The 18,920-nt window shown below is 62.1% G+C and carries 12 protein-coding genes; 5 read left to right on the forward strand and 7 right to left on the reverse strand.

What is annotated here, in order from left to right:
- Positions 1–189 precede the first annotated feature (189 nt).
- The 4 genes from recC to DIT72_RS06840 are packed head-to-tail and all read left to right on the forward strand — an operon-like array spanning position 190 to position 10,164.
- A complete protein-coding gene (gene recC, locus DIT72_RS06825; protein WP_135954405.1) occupies positions 190–3,786 on the forward strand; it encodes an exodeoxyribonuclease V subunit gamma in 3,597 nt (1,198 codons plus the stop codon).
- Entirely contained in the window at positions 3,786–7,493 is a 3,708-nt protein-coding gene (gene recB / locus DIT72_RS06830) for an exodeoxyribonuclease V subunit beta (protein WP_135954406.1), read from the forward strand. Before recC ends, recB begins: the two co-directional genes overlap by 1 nt.
- Positions 7,490–9,676 carry an exodeoxyribonuclease V subunit alpha gene (gene recD / locus DIT72_RS06835; RefSeq protein WP_135954407.1) on the forward strand — a complete coding sequence of 729 codons (2,187 nt, stop codon included), beginning with the start codon at positions 7,490–7,492 and terminating at the stop codon, positions 9,674–9,676. The genes recB and recD overlap by 4 nt, the downstream gene beginning before the upstream one ends.
- A gap of 35 nt (positions 9,677–9,711) precedes the next feature.
- Positions 9,712–10,164 carry an META domain-containing protein gene (locus DIT72_RS06840; protein WP_135954408.1) on the forward strand — a complete coding sequence of 151 codons (453 nt, stop codon included), beginning with the start codon at positions 9,712–9,714 and terminating at the stop codon, positions 10,162–10,164.
- A 12-nt stretch (positions 10,165–10,176) separates the two neighbouring features.
- On the opposite strand, the gene DIT72_RS06845 is transcribed toward DIT72_RS06840, so the two are convergent.
- The 4 genes from DIT72_RS06845 to DIT72_RS06860 are packed head-to-tail and all read right to left on the reverse strand — an operon-like array spanning position 10,177 to position 15,772.
- The gene (locus DIT72_RS06845) at positions 10,177–10,707 is read right to left on the reverse strand and encodes a YqiA/YcfP family alpha/beta fold hydrolase (protein ID WP_135954409.1); all 531 of its coding nucleotides are present in this window, start codon (positions 10,705–10,707) and stop codon (positions 10,177–10,179) included.
- Between the two features lie 21 nt (positions 10,708–10,728).
- Positions 10,729–11,733 (reverse strand): LLM class flavin-dependent oxidoreductase, encoded by a 1,005-nt coding sequence (locus DIT72_RS06850; protein ID WP_135954410.1) that lies wholly within the window; start codon positions 11,731–11,733, stop codon positions 10,729–10,731.
- A gap of 56 nt (positions 11,734–11,789) precedes the next feature.
- On the reverse strand, positions 11,790–14,069 hold the full coding sequence (locus tag DIT72_RS06855) for an ATP-dependent DNA helicase (protein ID WP_135954411.1): 2,280 nt from the start codon (positions 14,067–14,069) through the stop codon (positions 11,790–11,792).
- Positions 14,066–15,772 carry a VRR-NUC domain-containing protein gene (locus DIT72_RS06860; RefSeq protein ID WP_135954412.1) on the reverse strand — a complete coding sequence of 569 codons (1,707 nt, stop codon included), beginning with the start codon at positions 15,770–15,772 and terminating at the stop codon, positions 14,066–14,068. The genes DIT72_RS06855 and DIT72_RS06860 overlap by 4 nt, the downstream gene beginning before the upstream one ends.
- Positions 15,773–15,841: 69 nt before the next feature.
- On the opposite strand from DIT72_RS06860, the gene DIT72_RS06865 reads away from it, so the two are divergent.
- Positions 15,842–16,381 carry a glutathione peroxidase gene (locus tag DIT72_RS06865; RefSeq protein WP_168355027.1) on the forward strand — a complete coding sequence of 180 codons (540 nt, stop codon included), beginning with the start codon at positions 15,842–15,844 and terminating at the stop codon, positions 16,379–16,381.
- Between the two features lie 10 nt (positions 16,382–16,391).
- Here DIT72_RS06865 and DIT72_RS06870 read toward each other — a convergent pair whose 3' ends face one another.
- From DIT72_RS06870 to DIT72_RS06880, 3 genes are all read right to left on the reverse strand, one after another.
- Entirely contained in the window at positions 16,392–17,021 is a 630-nt protein-coding gene (locus DIT72_RS06870) for a metallophosphatase domain-containing protein (protein WP_135954414.1), read from the reverse strand.
- Positions 17,018–17,827: a crotonase/enoyl-CoA hydratase family protein gene (locus DIT72_RS06875; RefSeq protein WP_206081051.1), complete on the reverse strand. Its 810-nt coding sequence runs from the start codon at positions 17,825–17,827 to the stop codon at positions 17,018–17,020. Before DIT72_RS06875 ends, DIT72_RS06870 begins: the two co-directional genes overlap by 4 nt.
- Before the next feature lie 107 nt (positions 17,828–17,934).
- A complete protein-coding gene (locus DIT72_RS06880; protein ID WP_135954416.1) occupies positions 17,935–18,810 on the reverse strand; it encodes an AraC family transcriptional regulator in 876 nt (291 codons plus the stop codon).
- Positions 18,811–18,920: the final 110 nt, after the last annotated feature.

Here is an 18,920-nt window from a genome sequence, read left to right on the forward strand (position 1 = left end):
TCATTTTATGTTACTTCCTTACTTCGTTATTTCGGTGTTTTACTTCCACCGTACAAAGTTGTTCGAGTCGAGCGCAAGACTGGATGACTTTGAGCTGACCTGATTCAATCCTGTACGGCTGGCCGGAATCTATCAAGAGTTGTGATAGGCTTTCGTTTCTCCCCCCCCGGACAATCACACAGAGCAGGTATGCCAGCAGCACCATCCATCCAGCCAGGCTTTCACGCCATCCACGCCAATCACCTGGAAGACCTGCGCCGGGCCGTAGTCTGGATCTGCCAGCAAAGCCCGCTGCCGCCCCTGGAGAGCGAGACTTTTCTGGTGCAAAGCAACGGCATTGCCCAGTGGCTGAAACTTGCCCTGGCGGAAGATCCGTCCAGCGCCGGTGATGGTGGCGATAGCGGTGGCATGGGTATCGCCGCCGGCATGGATTTCCTGTTTCCCGCCCGCTTTATCTGGCAGGCGTACCGGGCCGTGTTGACATCCGCCGGGGTGCCGGAGCAGTCGCCTTTCGACAAGTCGCGCCTGGTCTGGCGCCTTTTCCGTTTGCTGCCGGATCTGATTGCGGAGGACGGGGTATTTGCGCCTCTGCAGAGATTCATGGCCGGATCAGACACTGAAACCCGCCGTTATCAGCTGGCCGGCAAGATTGCCGATCTGTTCGACCAGTACCAGGTGTTCCGCGCTGACTGGCTGACGGACTGGGAGGCAGGCCATGACCGCCTGCAGATGGCGAGGGGCGAATACCGTGAGCTGGGTGAAGAATTACGCTGGCAGCCGGTACTGTGGCGCAAACTGGTGGAAGATGTCGGCGAGCTTGCCGGCACCAGCCGCTCACGCATCCACACCCGCTTCATGGACGAGGGACAGAAACTGACTGCGGGGGACCGGCCGGCGGATCTGCCCCGGCGTATTGTGGTATTTGGCGTGTCATCGCTGCCGAAGCAGGCGCTGGAGGCGCTGTCGATCCTCAGCCGGGTCAGCCAGGTTGTGCTCTGTGTCCACAATCCCAGTGAGTTCTACTGGGCCGACATTATCAGTGATCGTGACCTGCTCAATGCTGATCGCAAGCGGGGGCAGGCCCACCCGAAACTGGCAGCGCTGACCGACCCTGACGATCTGCACCAGCACGCCAATCCTCTGCTGGCCGCATGGGGCAAGCAGGGCCGGGACTACATCCGTCTGCTGGATGAATTTGATAATCCGGACAATTATCAGGGCCGCATTGCCACGCCGGACGGTCGCATCGATATCTTCACGCCCCACGGCGACCTGCGACAGCCGCTGCTTCTGCACCAGATCCAGGACGACATCCGCACACTCACGTCGCAACAGGAAATGCTGGGCCAGGGACGCAGCCTTGACCGGTTCCGGGACGATTCCGTGGTATTCCACAATGCCCACAGCCCCCAGCGCGAAGTGGAGATCCTCCACGACCAGTTACTGGCGGCGTTCAATAGCAATCCGCAGCTACGCCCCCGGGATGTGATTGTCATGGTGCCGGATGTGGATACCTACGCCCCCCATATCCAGGCGGTGTTTGGCCGCTATCCGTCGTCTTCCCGCCGCTATATTCCGTTCACCATTTCTGACCAGGGCCAGCGCCACCGTCAGCCGGTGCTGATTGCGCTGGACACCCTGATGGCGCTGCCGGAAAGCCGTTTTGGCGTCAGCGAAACCATCAGTCTGCTGGAAGTGCCGGCGGTGCGGAACCGGTTCGGTATTGCCGAAGGCGACCTGCCCCTGGTGCGCCAGTGGGTAGAGGGTGCCAATATTCGCTGGGGTCTGCACGCTGACCATCGCAGCAGCCTCGACCTGCCCGATGGCCTTGAGCGCAATACCTGGCAGGCCGGCCTGCGGCGGATGTTGCTCGGCTATGGCACCGGCCGTGACGAGCCCTGGCAGGGCATCGAGCCTTATGAAGAAATCGGTGGCCTGCAGGCCAGTGTGGCGGGCAACCTCTGTCGTTTTATCGACCGGCTGGAGGAGCTCTGGCACGAACTCCGGGCGAGCGCGACACCGGCGGGTTGGCTGGACCTGTTGCAATCAGTACTGGAGCGTTTCTTCGATGATCTGTCGGACGATGAACTGCTGCTGGTAAATCGCCTGCGCCGGCAGGCAGAGCAGTGGCTTCAGGACTGCGACAGTGCCGGTATGGAGCAGGTGGAGCTGCCCCTGAATATCGTTCGCGAAATCCTGCTGGAAGGGCTGGAGGAGGGTGGCCTTAACCAGCGCTTCCTTGCCGGCAAAGTCAATTTCGCCACCCTGATGCCGATGCGGGCCATCCCGTTCCGGCGCGTCTGCCTGCTGGGAATGAACGACGGCGATTACCCGCGTTCCCGTCCGCCGGTGGATTTCGACCTGATGGCCCTGGATTATCGTCCCGGGGACCGCTCCCGCCGGGAGGACGACCGCTACCTGTTCCTGGAGGCGCTGCTGTCGGCACGGGAACAGCTTTATATCAGCTGGGTGGGGCGCAGCATCCGTGATGACTCGGAACGGCCGCCATCGGTGCTGGTGAGCCAGCTGCGGGATCACCTGGATGCGGTCTGGCAGGTGCAGGATTCTGAGAAACGCGCCTCCGCTGCTGTTACCGTTGAACACCCGCTGCAGCCGTTCAGCCGTGAGTACTTTCCCGCTGAAAACCGGGGAGCCACGGAGGCAAGTGCCGCTGATGTGCACGACGTATTGTCGTCCCGGCGACTGTTCACCTACGACAGTGAGTGGCTCAGTGCCCACCAGTCCCGGGATGCCCGGTCCGGGCAGGCTGAACTGCCCTACCTGTCTCCGGCGGACCCGCTGACCCTGGCCGAACTGGGTGCCTTCCTCAAGCGGCCGGTGGAAGTCTTCTACCAGCGTCGTCTGCAGGTACGGTTTGCCGATGTGGAAAACCTGGATACCGACAACGAAGCCTTCGCCATGGACGGTTTGCAACACTGGCGCCTGGAGGATGAACTGATACGCCATGCAGTCATGAAAGCCGATACCGCTGAGGATCTGCAGCAACGTACCGAAGCCTCCCTGGCCAGCATGGCCCGCCGCGGCGAATTGGGCATGGGGCTAACCGAACACGCCCTGACCCGGCAACTGGAAAGCCGTCTGCCGGACCTGCACAGGCGTTACCGTGAGGCGCTGGCACTTTGGCCCGACGCCATTGAAGAAGTGATCGGCTTCGAAGTCCACCATCAGCGTGGTGAGGATTCCGTTGCCATCAGTGACCGTATTGGTAATCTGCGTGCCCGTCCGGATGGGGATGTATGCAGGGTAGTCATTGCCAGCAGCAATCTCCTGGAAGGGTCCGGAAGCTCCCGCCAGTTAAGATTCCCGGCCCTGCTGGACCACTGGCTGGCGCACCTTGCGGGCAACCTTCGTTTTGAGGCTTTCCACACTCTGGTTATTGCCAAGGAGGAACAACGGGTGGTCAATCTGTTGCCCATGGACAAAGCTGCTGCCGGTGAATGCCTGGCCAATGTGCTGGATTGCTGGATGCAGGGTCAGAGCCGGCCACTGCCGATAGAGTCCGGGGCTGCCTTTGCCTACCTGAGGGGGCTGTATCCCGCCAGGGGTGAGGGCAACGAAGATAAAGCGCTACAAAAAGCGGAAGAAGCCTACAACAAGGCCCTGGCCCGTGACCGCGGCTACCTGCACAGGGCTTACCCTGAGTTTGCGAAGTTGCTTGCCAGTGGGCAATTCCCGCCATTGGTGTCGGCACTGTACGAACCGCTCTGGCATGCAGAACAGGCGGGCCGGGTGAAGCCTGGCGGCGCTGAAAGGGAGAAAGCGTAATGACCGGCAGCGTTCGCAAACTCGACCCTTTGACGCTGCCACTGCGCGGCAGCCAGCTGATCGAGGCCAGCGCCGGTACCGGCAAGACCTTCACGCTCGCTCTGCTCTACGTACGCCTGGTGCTGGGGCATCGCACCGCGGAAGAGCCGCTCGGGGAGGGCATCATGCCACCCTATCTTCTGGTGGTGACCTTTACCGAAGCCGCCACCAAGGAACTCCGGGATCGTATCCGTGCCCGACTGACCGAAGCAGCCGCCCTCTTCGCGATAGACCCGGACACCGTTGATACCACTGCCACCACGAAAGATCCCCTGGTCAATCTGCGCAATGCCTGCCCAGAGGCGGACTGGCCGGCCTGTCGCCGCAAACTGCTGCTGGCGGCAGAATGGATGGACGAGGCCGCCGTTTCCACTATCCATGGCTGGTGTAACCGCATGCTCAGCGAGCATGCCTTCGACAGCGGCAGCCTGTTCCGCCAGACCCTGGAAACCAGCCAGACCGATTTGCTGGACAACGTGGTTCGGGATTACTGGCGAACCTTTGTGTACCCCCTGCCGCCGGAGCTGATGAACGAAGTGCTGGACACCTGGAAAACGCCGGAGAGCCTGCGCCAGTCCGTACGTAATCTGCTGCCCCATGTTAATGCCCTGCCAGTGCCGCAAAGAGATCCTGTGGCAGCCGCAGAAGCGGCGAAAAGCCGGCGGGAAGAAAGGCTTCAGGAATTGAAAGCCCCCTGGCCGGTCTGGTGTGATGAGCTGGATGAACTGCTGGCGGAAACCGGCAAGGGCAAACCCAGGCCGCTGCATGGTGCCACCAGAAATTCCATCCAGAAGGCCGTGGATCTGCTGCGTGAATGGGCCACCACGGATGCCGCCGAACCCCCTGACTTTCTCACCAGCAAGCGACCCAGGGGGTTCGATACCCTGGAAGCCGACGCCTTTGCGGAAAAATGGGCCGGCGATGACGAGCCGCCCCACCATCCGGCCATGGATGCCATCGCCGAACTCAAACCGGCCCTGAAAGCCATGCCGGTGGCAAAGCCGGACATCCTCAACCACGCAGCCTGCTGGATTGCGCGGCGCCTGGACAGTGAAAAACAGCGCCTCGCCAGCATGGGCTTTGACGATCTGCTCACCCGTCTGGATGAAGCTTTGGGCGGCCCTCAGGGGGAGCGACTGGCCGAGACCATTCGCCGCCAGTTCCCGGTAGCGATGATTGACGAGTTCCAGGATACCGACCCGGTCCAGTACCGGATCTTCGATCGCATCTACCGGGTGGCCAGCAATGACCAGGACACCAGCCTGCTGATGATTGGTGATCCCAAGCAGGCCATTTACGGATTCCGGGGCGCGGACATCCACACCTATCTGGACGCGCGCCACGCCGTCAGCAGCCGCACCTACACACTGGGCACCAACTTCCGTTCCGCCGTTGCCATGGTGGATGGTGTTAACCGTGTGTTTGCCCGGGCTGACCAGTCGCTGCCGGAAGGGGCATTCATGTTCCGTGCCGGCGACGACAACCCGTTGCCGTTCAATCCGGTGAACGCCAAAGGCACGGATCGGCAGTGGTGCGTGCAGGGCCAGCCACAGTCACCGCTTACTTTCTGGACCCTGGCGGATGAACGTCCTATCGCCAGGGAAGCCGGCCGGGAAACCATGGCAGACGTCTGCTCGGGGCAAATCGCCCGTCTGCTGAATCTGGGCCAGGCCGGTGAGGCCGGTTTCAGTGCCGGGGACCAGAGCCTTGAGCCGTTGCGACCGGGACATATAGCCATTCTGGTGAACAAGCGCGACGAAGCGGACGCCGTCAGGCAGGCGCTGGGTGCGCGGGGTATTCGCAGTGTGTACCTGTCGGACCGTAATTCCGTGTTGCAGTCGGCGCAGGCGCTGGAGTTGCTGCAGTGGTTGCAGGCCTGCGCCGAACCCGGGCAGCTGTCGCTGATCCGTGCCGCGCTGGCCACGCCCACCATGGGCCTGGCCTACCAGGATCTCGACCGGCTGCTCAGCGACGAAAATGCCCTGGACCGGGAGATCAACCGCTTCCAGGGCTACCGGGAACTCTGGCAGCAGCAGGGCGTGCTGCCCACGTTGAGGCGCCTGCTGATGGACTACGAAGTGCCGGCCAAGCTGCTGGCAGGGCCGGACGGGGAGCGCGGCCTGACGGATATCCTGCACATTGCCGAGCTGCTGCAGCAGGACAGCCAGCAACTGGACGGTGAGCATGCCCTGATTCATCACTACACCGAGATGTTGCGGGAATCCGACGACGAGGATGAACATCGCACCATGCGCCTGGAAAGCGACGCCGGCCTGGTCAAGGTGGTCACTGTGCACAAGTCCAAAGGCCTGGAATACCCGCTGGTGTTCCTGCCCTTTGCCACCGAGTTCCGCGAGGAAAAGTCAAACCAGGCCTTTATCAAGTACCACGATGACAACGGCAAGCTGCGGATCTCACTGGAACCGGACGACGACACCCTGGCCCGGGCAGACCGGGAACGGCTGGGCGAGGATATCCGCAAGTTCTATGTGGCGCTTACCCGCTCCCGTCACGCCACCTGGGTGGGCGCCGCGGGCATCAAGGGCTGGCGCCAGAGCGGCCTGGGCCACCTGGTGGGTCGTGACGCCGCCGAGAACGACACTGACCTGACACCCTTCCTGCAGGCCATGGCCGCCGGAGAGCCTGCTATCGAGGTAGCGCCGGTGCCTGAGCCCGGAGACGATGTCTACGTCGGTGAGGCAGAACCGGAGCTTGGCAAGGCTCTGGAGCCGGTGCGTGAAGCCCGTGAGAACTGGTGGATTGCCAGCTATTCCGCCATTACCTACGGCGCCCGCAGTGGTTTTGGTGACGACTTTGCACCTGCCAGTGAGGACGCGGAACAGGAGAATCTGCGCGAGGAGGACGAAACCGCGGGCACCGATATCGCGGCTGTCACTGATGCCGGGGCCACAGTGCCACAGCCGTTCAGCCAGCACAGTTTCCCCAGGGGAGCCGGCCCCGGTACCTTCCTGCACGATATCCTGGAATGGTGCGCTACCCGGGGATTTGGCAAGGTTGCCGAACAACCGGATGAGCTCTACGAACTGCTGGAACGCCGTTGCAACCTGCGCAACTGGAGCGACTGGGCCAACACCGTGAAAACCTGGGTGCACAGAGTGATTACCATGGAAATCCCGCTGCCGGACAGCGGTGGAACCTGCTCGCTTGCCAGTCTTGAAACCTTACGTCCGGAAATGGAATTCTGGTTTGAAAGTCGCGAGGTGAACACTCGCACCATGGACAAACTGGTTTGCCATTACACCCAGAATGGTGAAAACCGGCCCCAGGCCCACGAAACCACCTTTAACGGCATGCTCAAGGGGTTTATTGATCTGGTGTTCGAGCATGAGGGTCGTTATTACGTGCTGGACTACAAATCGAACTTTCTCGGTGAGGATGACCAGGCCTACATTCCCGGTGTCATGAAAGAAAAAATTCTCGAAAATCGATACGACCTGCAGTACGTCATCTACCTGCTGGCGCTGCATCGCCTGCTGAAGTCACGTCTGCCGGACTATGACTACGACACCCACGTTGGCGGCGCAGTCTACCTGTTTCTGCGGGGATGTGACGCACCGGGCGCCGGCGCTTTTACCGAACGGCCGGGGCGGACCCTGATTGAACAACTGGACCGGCTGTTCAGCGGCCAGGGGGAGAAAGCAGCATGAAGGGCGAGAGTGGATACATCCCGGACCTGTTCGATACCGTCGCGGCAGAGGCGGCAGTCCTGCCGGTAACTTCCACTGAGGCGCTGGCCCTGCTGGACGAGTGGGTGGAACGGGACTGGATCCGCGCCCTGGACCATGCGTTTGCAGCCTTCGTCTGCAATATTGTCCATGAGCAGGGCGAGCAGCCATCGGCCATGCTGGCGTTGCTGGCAGCCATGGTTTCCCATCAGGTCGGGCGAGGGCATGTATGCCTGGATGTAAGGCATCTTTGCCGCGATACCGAGCCCACGCTGGTGTTGCCGCCGGAAGGGGCGGGTTCACTCCCGGCAGACAGCCTGCGGCCGTCGGATCTGTTTGCGGATATCAGCCCGGATGAACTCATCGCCGGTCTTGACCAAAGCGGCGCGGTTGGTAACGGCGGTCAATCCACGCCTCTGGTGCTGGATGGTTCGCGACTGTATCTGCGCCGGTTCTGGCGCTACGAACAGGCCATTGCCGCCGGTATCCGGGCCCGTCTGGAAGATCACCCAGAGCTTGCGGATGCGGGCCTGCTGTCGCGGGCGCTGGATAGCCTGTTCGGGACCGGCCCGGAGCCGGATTATCAGAAAATAGCCTGCGCCCTGGCGGCAAGGAACCGTTTCAGCGTGATCACCGGCGGCCCGGGAACCGGCAAGACCACCACCGTGGTGAACCTGCTGGCGGCCCTGCAGTCGGTGGCCTGCGAATCCGCCGGTGGCGATGGAACCCGAGGGTATCTGCGCATCCGTCTGTCAGCCCCCACCGGTAAGGCCGCCGCAAGGCTGAGTGACTCCATCGGCAGTGCGGTTGACCGCCTGCCCCTGGAAAATCTGCCGGGCCGGCCCGACAGGTCCGCGATCCCTGTTCAGGTCACCACCCTGCACCGGTTACTGGGCAGCCGGCCGGGGTCGCGGAGCTTCCGCCACAATGAAGACAATCCGCTGCCACTGGATATCCTGGTGATCGACGAAGCCTCCATGGTCGATGTCGACATGATGGCATCGGTATTCTCGGCGTTGCCGGACAGGGCCCGGCTGATCATGCTGGGGGACAAGGACCAGCTGGCCTCGGTGGATGCCGGCGCGGTACTGGGAGAACTGTGCCAGCGCGCCGAGGCTGCCCACTATCTGCCGGCAACGGTCCAGTGGCTGGAATCGGTGACCGGATGCCGGTTGCCGGCGGAGCTGACTGATACCCGTGGTCTGCTTCTGGACCAGGCGGTTGCGATGCTGCGCAAGAGCTATCGCTTTGATGAGAACAGCGGGATCGGCGTGCTGGCCGCGGCCATTAATGCTGGCAGGCTAGACCGGGAACTGGTCAGCCGATGCCGGCAACAGGCCTTCGATGACGTGGCCTGGCTGGCACCGGATTGGGGTTCTGCCCCTTTCCGCGCCAGCGAGCCGGGCATTGCATTGCTCGCGGACCATGCCCTCACCGGCAGCCCGCAACGCTTCCACAACAGTGGTGCGGGCCGCCGGGTCAACAACGAGCCGGTTGCCCCGCCTGTGGGCTATGGCCATTACCTGCGTATTATCAGGGATGGCAAGCCCGGCGCCGGCGGAGAAACGGAAGCCCGTGAACAGTGGGATGCCTGGGCCAGGGCGGTGCTGGAGGCATTCAACCATTTCAAGGTTCTGTGCGCATTGCGCCAGGGACCTTTCGGGGTGGAAGGGCTTAACCGGGAAATCGCCGAGCGCCTGCGCCGGGCCGGCCTGATTGATCGTACCGAGGGCTGGTACGACGGCCGTCCGGTGCTGATCACCGGAAACGACTATAATCTGGGCCTGATGAACGGCGATATCGGCGTCACCCTGAGCGTGCCCCGGGATCGTGATGACGGGGACAAACCGGCAGACACCCTGCGGGTGGCCTTTCCGTCCAGTGACGGCAGCGGGGGTATCCGGTGGATCTCTCCCAGCCGGTTGCAGTCACTGGAAACCGTCTATGCCATGACCGTCCACAAGTCTCAGGGATCGGAATTTACCCATGCCTGCCTGGTGATTCCGGATCGGCTGACGCCGGTACTGACCCGTGAGCTGATCTACACCGGGGTTACCCGGGCCCGTCACTGGCTGAGCTTGGTGGTGAGCCGGGAGGGGGTACTGGAAGAAGCCGTGGGTCGCGGGGTGGTCAGGGCGTCCGGGCTGGCCAGGTTGCTGACCTGACTGATCATTGTGAACCTGCAACAGGGAGGAGTGGAATGAAAAACATAATGGCGGCTCCGGGGTATATGACAACCCTGTTCGTTGTGCTCTTGCTGGCCGGTTGCGCAGGCTCAACGACGATGGGCGACGGGGACGTTGTGGCGATGCCGCTGACCAACACCTACTGGCAACTGGTAAGCGTAGCCGGTCAACCGGTGCCGGAAAGCGACACTGAACAGAAGGCCCATATCCTGTTCCTGGATGACGGCCGGGTGAGCGGTTTCAGCGGCTGTAACCAGTATATGGGTGACTACCGGGTAAGAGACGAAAACCTGCTGTTTGACTCGATGAGCAGCACCCGCAGAGCGTGCCCCGACAGCCAGACGGAAGAATTGCTGTTTGCCGCACTGGCAAAGACCGTAGGCGTCAATCTGGAAGGAATCGAGCTACGCTTGCTGGGTGAAAGCGGAGAAGAACTGGCGGTGTTCGAGGCTTCGCGGATGAAATAGGGCCGCTGCCCGTCAGTTTCCGGCCAGGCAGTTGGTCATGAAAATACGGAACTCGCTTACCAGCCGCTCAAGGCTGTTTTCCAGCCGGTGTCCGTCCGGCAGGACCAGCAACGGTAGCTTCTGTTCCCGCGCCAGTTCGATCACCGGCATCGGCAGCACCACATCATCGTCCCAGCCGTGAATAATCTGGGTATGCCGGGCCCGGATCCGCGGGCTCGACTGGGGATAGGCGGACATCGCCAGCGCCGGCGCCAACAGGAAGCAGCCCAGTACCGGAGCTTCCGCGCTGGTGCGGGCACACACCCAGCCACCCATGCTGGAACCGGCCAGGATGGTGCTCTCCGGATGGGCTCCCGCTTCCGCAATGGCCTCTTTCATTTGCTGAAGGCGCTTAACGGGCTCTTTGGTGTTGCGGTGGTCCAGGGCAGTCGCAGTCACCCCGTAGAAGGTTTCCGCTTCCGCTTTCAGGGCCTGTACCTTGGTGCTGCCGGGACCGCTTTCCAGCCCGTGGGACAGGAACACGTGGATATCGGATGTCGCCATGATTGCCTCCGGTGAGATGGTTCAGTGTCGGGTTGCGGCAAGAATGTCCAGTGCGTGCCGGCGTTTTTCCGGGTCGTAAAGATCCACGGTGAACATCAGTTCGTCCACCTCAACCGTCTGCAGCAGTCGCTTCAACTGATCGCGGATGCTGTCCTCGCTGCCCAGTAACTGCAGCGACAGGAAATCTTTCACCCCGGCTCTTTCGCCAGCGTTCCACAAGTCATCCATGGATGTTACCGGTGGCCGCATCCACAGGGGCTGACCACGGAACAGGGACAGGATGCGCTGGTAGCTGGTGGTGGCCAGGAACTGAGCTTCCTCGTCGGTATCCGCCGGCACAGCAGGAACGGCGAGTATCACGTAAGGCCTGTCCAGTTGTGCGGAGGGCTGGAAATTGTCCCGGTACACCTGAATCGCCTCGCGATAGAGCCGTGGCGCAAAATGGCCGGCAAAGGCGTAGGGCAGGCCCCGCATGGCGGCGAGCTGGGCACTGTAGAGGCTGGAGCCCAGCAGCCAGATGGGCACGTTGGTGCCGGCACCGGGTATGGCTTTTACCTGTTGGCCCGGCTGAAGCGGGCCGAGCAGGGTCTGCAGTCTGGCCACGTCTTCGGGAAACTGCTCCGCCCCCAGGCCATCCCGCCGCAGCGCGCGACTGGTAATGGGATCGGTGCCCGGCGCCCGGCCCAGACCCAGGTCGATTCGGCCCGGGTAAAGGCTTTCCAGTGTGCCGAACTGCTCCGCAATCACCAGTGGTGGATGATTGGGCAGCATGATGCCGCCGGACCCAACCCGAAGAGTTTCGGTGGCACCGGCAATGTGTCCCACCAGAACCGCTGTGGCGGAACTGCTGATGCCTTCCATGTTGTGGTGCTCGGCCAGCCAGAAACGCCGGAAGCCGAGGCTCTCCGCATGTCTGGCATAGGCCACGCTGTTGGCCAGGGTCTGGCCCACGGAATCGCCCTCGCGTACCGAGGCCAGCTCCAGAAGGGAATAGGCGGGAAATTGAGCGGTGGAAGACTGCGACATTGAATGCTCCGGTTCTGAACTATCCGGCAGCATAACAAAAACCGGCGGGTATGCCGCTATAGGGATTGGCCTGGATTGCTGTTCGCAACCCACCAGCCCGGCAGCAACTGACGGATGTCGGGCTGCAGGAAGCGGTCGTCAATCAGCCAGATCACCCCCCGGTCTTCCGGCGTGCGGATGACCCGGCCAGCCGCCTGGGCTACCTTCTGCAGGCCGGGGATCAGGTAAGTGTAGGCCTGGCCGGTGCCAAAACGGCGTTCCAGTCGCTGGCGCAGGATTTCATGCCAGGCGTCGAACGGTGGCAGGCCCAGGGTGGCCACGAAAGCGCCGATCAGGCGATCACCCGGCAGGTCGATGCCTTCGCTGAACACCCCGCCGAGGACGGCAAAGGCAACACTGGAGTCACCTTCCCGGAAGTCCTCCAGAAAAGCAGTGCGCTCCTCGCCGGACATGCCCGGTCGCTGCGCCCGCAGCGGGATGTCCGGCGCCAGGCTGGCCAGGGTGTCCCGTACGCGATTGAGGTAGGCAAAGCTGCTGAAAAAGGCCAGATAGTTGCCGGGCCGCTCCCGGTATTGCTGCGCAATGAGTTCGGCAATGGGCCGCAGTGAGCGCTCCCGGTGAGCCTGGCGGGTGCTGATATGGGGAGTGAAATGCACCTCCAGCTGGTCGGCGGAAAACGGGCCGGGCAGCGACTGGAAACAGGTGTCTTCAGGCATGCCCAGCAAGTCGCGGTAGTAAAGACCCGGTGACAGGGTGGCCGAGAACAACAGGGCGCTGTGGGCCGTCTCGAAACGGGGGCTTAGAAAATCTGCCGGAATCAGGTTGCGGATGGCCAGTTGTGCCTTGCCGCGGCCGGGTCTGGTCAGTTCGCACAGGGAGTGGTCGCCAAACACTTCTGCCAGCCTGGTAAAGGCCAGGCTCTCGAACATCAGTTCCTGCAGCGCCAGATCCGGTGGGTTGTCCGCCAGGTAGTCAGTAATGGCAGACACCAGGCGGTTCAGGGCCCCGGTCAGTGAGCCCGGCAGATTATCAAGAATCACCGGCTCGCGGCTGATCTCGGGGGCATGGTCCCGGATGACTGATTGCCAGGCCCGGGAGACCCCCTCCAACCCGGATTTGAGTGCCCTGGGTGCCTGCCGCCGCAGCTTTAGCAGGCGGGCCTGACTCAGCTCCACCGAGTACATGCCGCGGGCCCTGTCCACCAGGTTGTGAGCCTCGTCAATCAGCAGGCTGGCTTTCCAGTCATTCTGCCGGACAAGGGCGTGGAGAAGGGCGGACTGGTCGAACATGCGGTTCACATCCGCTACCACCACGTCGCACCAGCGCGCCATTTCCTGGGCCAGGAAATAGGGGCAGATATCGTGGTGGCGGGCAATGCTGCCCAGCACCTGCTGTGTCAGGGCATCGGTATGACTGGCTGCCTCCGCCCGGGCCTCCGGAAGCCGGTCGAAGAAGCCCCTGGCCAGCGGACATGAATCCCCGTGGCAGGCCTTGTCCGGGTGTTCGCAGGCGTGGTCCTTGGCCACCAGTTCCAGGGTTCGTAGTGGCAGGGTGTCCGCTTGCTTCTCCCGTAACAGATGCACGGCATCCACTGCCAGATGGCGGGCGGTGTTGCGGCTGGTGAGATAGAACAGCCGGTCCTGGCTGGCCGCCGGCATGGCCATCAGCGCCGGGAACAGGGTACCCAGGGTCTTGCCCAGGCCGGTGGGGGCTTCCAGCAGCAGCTTCCGGTTGCGAAGACTGTTCCGGTACACGGTTTCGGCCAGGGCCCGTTGTCGCGGCCGAAACCCGGGAAAGGGAAATGTCAGTCGTGATAGCGCCTTGTCTCTTGCCTGGCGATGACCGGCTTCCTGTTCCGCCCAGTCACTGTAGAGTCCGCACAATTGCTCCAGCTCCTGCCAGAGTTCTTCAGCGCCGGCAGTTTCGACGATGGGGGTTTCCCTGTCCTTGCCCACATCGTAGTAGATCAGGGCCAGATCGAGCTTTTTCAGTTTCTCCTGACGACACAGCAGTGCGCCGTAGACCCGCAGTTGCGCTCGATGAAGATTGCGCTGGGCTTCCCGTACCCGGGACAGGTCACCCCGGTGGGTCTTGATCTCTTCCAGGCGGCCTGAAATCGGATCGTATCCGTCGGCCCGGCCGCTGACCACCAGCGTGCCGCATTGGCCGGCCAGGGCAACCTCGCTCTGATACTTCGGCCCGCGCCGGGCCTGCACGGCACCGTGGCCGGCAATGCCCTCTTCCGATGTCGGCGCCGGTGTGTAGCGTAAATCCAGGTCCCCCTTGCGGGCGGCGAACTCGCAGAGAGTCCGCACCGCAACCCTGAGCTCACTCATTCGACAGCCTCGTTCCAGCGCACGTAGCAGACGGATACGGGGATGCCGTGGCTGACACAGAACTCCAGCCAGCGGGTCTGGTGGTCCTGCAGGCGGTCACCGGGGCCTTTTACTTCGATCATCTCATAGCGCCGGTCCGGGTCGCTGTGGCCGGGTTGAAAGCGGATCAGGTCGGGGAAGCCGCTGCGATGCTCCCGCAGATTGTCCAGCAGGCGCCGGAACATCAGTTCCAGGTGTCGGGCGGGAATGCACTCCAGGGCCAGATTTAACAGGTCTTCCGACAGCACCGGCCAGATCACGAAGGGCGAGGCAATGCCCTGCTTTTCGTGCCAGGTGTTGCGGATCCCGGTTTTGTAATCGTCGGTGGTCAGAGCGCTGAGGCACTCGTCAAAGAGTGCTTGCCGGCGTTCCACGAAATCTTCCCGGTGCAGGTCTGCGGGGCCGGTATGGAATGGATGGAAAAACGCGCCGGGGATGGGGGCGAACAGGGCACGCCAGCAAAGCAGGCCGAACAGGCCGTTGATCAGGGTGTTTTCCACGTAGGCAACCGGGGCCTCCGGTTTCGACAGGTGTTCCATGGTCACCCATTCCACCGACCGGCCATCCGGATTGTCCAGTTTCAGGGTAAAGACTGTAAGTTCCGGGCGCGTGGATGGCTGGGGCGCGGTTTCCCCCAGTTTCCTGGCCAGCCGGGACAGAATGCGCTCAAGCCCCCGTTCTTCCCTGCCAAACCCGCATACATCGGCGGCGGCCCTGGCCAGATCCCAGGCTTCGCGGTGCTGCTGACGTCGTTCCAGCAGGCGCAGTTGCCTCAGGCGGGCCTCACGGTGGCTGCTCTGCCGGTAGGCGGCGAGAGCCAGCTCTGTGTTGCCGCCACGGTCCGCAAGCTTGGCCAGTTCGAACAGTAACCGGCCGCGCCGGCTTTCCAGCCAGGGATTGGTGTTGGTTGCGGGCACATCCTGCCAGACGGCTTCCGGTGATTCGCCCTGATCCAGGCGTTCACGGCAGTGGTGCATGACCAGGTAGCGGTCAACGTCGTCGCGCTCGTCGAAGGCCCGGGATTCAGAGGAAAGCGGCACCTGCTCGTATTGCTGGTGGCCCAGTTCTACCAGCACGAAATCGGACCAGCTCTGGCGCAGGTTGCCAAAGAACATCAGCCGCAGGCGATCAAACAGATGCATGTGGTTGAGGCGGATTACCCGGGCCGGGAAACCGGGCAGCCAATAGTCCACAGCAGCAGGATCCGGGTGTGTCGGAATCAGCGTGTCCCGCAACAGCCCCTTGGCGGCCCTTGGCGGTAATCCAGCGGCGGAGATCCTGTCCGCAAGGGCCGGGCGTAGTTCGGCAAGAGTAAACAGGCGGAACAGATCCGCCAGATGAAGGTCCGGCGTGTCGTCGATCCAGCCATTGCGGGCAAGCGCTTTTGCGGTATCTGCCACCGGTTGGCCCAGTTCCGGGTAGTTGAGCTTTTCCACCCTGAACAGTTCGCCGCTTCGCATCACCATGCGGGCAAGCAGGGCCCTCTCCGGCCGCTTCAGTGCAAGCAGGTTGTCAATGTAGCGGGTTTCGTCGGCAGTCAGCAGATCGCTGTGGTGCTGACGGACCCACCGCACTACCGTTTCAAAATTCTCGAGATAGTAGAGCGGGTTGTCCAGATCGGCGGTGCCGGGAACGGAGGAATGTCCGGGGAATGCGGGTGTCATAGAAACTGTTTTGCCGGCCAGATCGTAAGCATAGAATGACCACTGATGATGCCTTATGGAGAAGCCGATATGCGAGCCCTGATTGCGATGATTTTCATGTTGATCCCAGCGTCGGTGATGGCCACTGAGTGCCCGGCTTTTCTCGACCATGATCTGCGCAAGCTGCACTCTGCGGATTCCGTCAACCTGTGTGATGTGGCTGCCGGAAAACCCATGCTGGTGGTCAACACCGCCAGCCGCTGCGGTTACACCGGGCAGTTCGAGGGGCTGGAAGCACTGCACAGGGAGTACAGCGACAAGGGCCTGGTGGTGGTTGGCTTTGCCAGTGATGACTTCCGCCAGGAGGCGGCTACCGAGGAGGAGGCTGCAAACGTCTGCTTCATCAACTTTGGCGTTACCTTCACCATGATTGCGCCCACGACGGTAACCGGAGACGACGCCAACCCGGTATTCCGGGCCATCAACAGCCAGAGCAGCCAGCCCCGCTGGAATTTTCACAAGTATGTGGTGAATGCCCGCGGCGAGGTTGTGCAGGCGTTTCCCAGCCGTGTAGCGCCGCAGGATCCCGAGCTTCGCAGTGCAATCGACCGCGTCGTTGCCGAGCGCTGAGTTCGCCGGTTCAGAGATCCATCACAAAAGCCGGGTTCAGGGGCCTGAAGTTGCCGTTGCAGATGCTGGCGTTGACGAACAGGCAGTCATCCAGGTGTTGCTGGCCGTGGCCCTCGTGAATATGTCCGAACACGTGCATTTTCAGTTTTAACCGTTCCAGTTCCCTGGCAAGGTCGTCGCAGCCGACGGACTGCAGTTGGCTGTCGATGATCACCTGGTCGAGGATGCCCGCGGGTGGGCCGTGAGTGATCAGAATGTCGGTATCGGCCGGAATCTGCTGCCATCGTTCTGCAATGGTCGGGCCGCGCGTCAGGTTGAAAGCCCAGTCGAAGAACACCGGCGTCCAGGGGCTGCCCCAGAACTTCAGGCCCTCAATCTCGGTACCACTGTCGCGCAGGTAAACCGCGTTCCTGATCAGCGCTTCGGCTTCTGCCGGCTCGTCCTGCAGGCACCAGTCGTGGTTGCCGGCAATCAGGATCTTGTGGCGGTGCGGCTGTCCGGAGAACCAGTTGTCCAGGTCTTCCAGTTCCTCGAGAGTACCCGCTCCCAGGCAGTCACCGGCATGGATCAGGATGTCGCCATCCGGCACCCTGATCTGGCGGTGCATGCTGTGGGTATCCGATATGCAGACCAGTCTCATGAAGGCTCGCTGGGTTTTTTGTCGGCTTTGTTGAAAGCCCCGTGGCGTCCGGCGCCACCCGCAAACCGGCCGGCACCCTCAATCGCTTCTTCGAATACCACAGGATAGCCCCCGGCGCCCTCCGCAGCCAGCGCTTCAGGCAATTTCATGTCCCACTGGTGAATGGCGGAGTGGCGGTCAGCACGCAGACATTTCTGCGGAAAACCGGCAATGTCTGCGGCCAGGGCTTCTGCGGCGGACCGGGCCTCCCCATCTGGCACAATGCGGTTCGCCAGCCCCATGGCTCTGGCTTCACCGGCGTTGACCGGCCGCCCGGTCAGGATCATGTCCATGGCATTACCATGGCCGACAATCCGCGGCAGACGCACGGTGCCGCCATCAATCAGCGGCACGCCCCAGCGTCGGCAAAAGACTCCGAAAACGGCGGACTCTTCTGCCACCCTCAGGTCACACATCAGGGCCAGTTCCAGGCCGCCAGCCACCGCATAGCCTGATACCGCTGCAATTACGGGCTTGGATAATGCCATGCGGGATGGGCCCATGGGTCCGGGGGCGGTCCCTGTCGCTTCAATTTCGTTGCGCCGTTCAGGGTCACCAATGGCCTCCAGGTCTGCGCCCGCGCAAAAATTGCCGCCTTCACCCCAGAGCACGGCCACTTCCAGCTCAGCATTCGCCTCAAAGTCGGCAAATGCCTGACGCAGCGCTTCGGCGGTTTTGCGGTCAACGGCGTTACGTTTTCCGGGGCGATTAATAACAATGGTGGCAACAGCGCCATTGGTGTCGGTGTAAACGGATGGGCCGGCCACAGGTGTCTCCCGGGTTGACAGTCAGAGGGTCAGGTGAGGGTCAGGTAATGATGGCCTCCAGTATGCACTCTGCCGAATAGCGGCAACAAGGTCGGCAGATACACTGCTTAATGACGATGGGTATGGCGGTAGTCGGTAGGGGACTGGCCCATGACTTTTTTGAACAGCCGCGAAAAATAATAGTTGTCATCGTACCCCAGCATGCTGCTGATCTGGGTGAAGGAATGGTCCGTGGTATCCAGCAACTGGCAGGCCTGCTCCACTTTCAGGTGCAGAAAATGCTGGACGGGCGAGACACCGGTCAGTGCGCGGTAGCGGGTGGCAAAATGGGCCGGCGACAGGCCGGTCAGGTCCGCCAGCTGGCCAAGGGTAATGCGCTCGTCCAGGTGTTCCCGCATGAAGCTGTGGATAATGTCCAGGTCCGGCTGCTGGGCGTGGCCAGCCTCGCCAACATTCAGGGGTACCGCAGCCAGTAACTGCCGCAGGCGATTGGCCACATGCACCAGGCCCGGAGTGCGGAAGCCGGTCTGCCTGACCGACAGCAATCCGTTGAAGTCCACAAGCAGCCTCGGCTGCCGCCCGATGTGGAGGATACGGGTGTCATCGGTAAAACCCATGTGCTCGCGGAAGTTTGCCGCCAGCGGGCCGGCATAGTGCACCCAGTGGATTGTCCATGGGTTGTCCGGTGCCGCGGTATAGCGGTGAGCGGCTCCGGCGGGTATCAGCACCAGGTCGCCACCCCGTACCAGGCAGGGCTCGTCTTCAATGTTCAGGTAGGCCTCTCCCTCCGTGCAATGGATCAAAAGATCATCATTGTGATGTTCCCGGTGCATATGATGGCCCGCTGCGCGGCGGTAGTGGCCGAAGGCGAGGGGGTACAGATCGCGGGTCAGGGGGTGGCGTGAAAGGCTGCGTATTACCGGGTCCGGAATGACATAACGGATGCTGTCTGCCGGTACCGGCCACTGGGACGTCTTGGTCATAATCGTTGGCTGCATTTCTCATGTATCGAAAGATAATCCATCATGGTCGAAACTTAGTCAATCATTGGCAGGCAGATTGCTGTGCTAGGCTTGGTGACAACCTGAGGGCA

Source organism: Marinobacter orientalis (assembly GCF_004792665.1).
GTDB classification, from domain to species: Bacteria; Pseudomonadota; Gammaproteobacteria; order Pseudomonadales; family Oleiphilaceae; genus Marinobacter; species Marinobacter orientalis.

Coding starts and splice junctions, on each gene's coding strand:
- recC (WP_135954405.1), top strand. CDS start 190: ATGCCAGCAGCACCATCCATCCAGCCAGGCTTTCACGCCATCCACGCC.
- recB (WP_135954406.1), top strand. CDS start 3,786: ATGACCGGCAGCGTTCGCAAACTCGACCCTTTGACGCTGCCACTGCGC.
- recD (WP_135954407.1), top strand. CDS start 7,490: ATGAAGGGCGAGAGTGGATACATCCCGGACCTGTTCGATACCGTCGCG.
- DIT72_RS06840 (WP_135954408.1), top strand. CDS start 9,712: ATGAAAAACATAATGGCGGCTCCGGGGTATATGACAACCCTGTTCGTT.
- DIT72_RS06845 (WP_135954409.1), bottom strand. CDS start 10,707: ATGGCGACATCCGATATCCACGTGTTCCTGTCCCACGGGCTGGAAAGC.
- DIT72_RS06850 (WP_135954410.1), bottom strand. CDS start 11,733: ATGTCGCAGTCTTCCACCGCTCAATTTCCCGCCTATTCCCTTCTGGAG.
- DIT72_RS06855 (WP_135954411.1), bottom strand. CDS start 14,069: ATGAGTGAGCTCAGGGTTGCGGTGCGGACTCTCTGCGAGTTCGCCGCC.
- DIT72_RS06860 (WP_135954412.1), bottom strand. CDS start 15,772: ATGACACCCGCATTCCCCGGACATTCCTCCGTTCCCGGCACCGCCGAT.
- DIT72_RS06865 (WP_168355027.1), top strand. CDS start 15,842: ATGCGAGCCCTGATTGCGATGATTTTCATGTTGATCCCAGCGTCGGTG.
- DIT72_RS06870 (WP_135954414.1), bottom strand. CDS start 17,021: ATGAGACTGGTCTGCATATCGGATACCCACAGCATGCACCGCCAGATC.
- DIT72_RS06880 (WP_135954416.1), bottom strand. CDS start 18,810: ATGACCAAGACGTCCCAGTGGCCGGTACCGGCAGACAGCATCCGTTAT.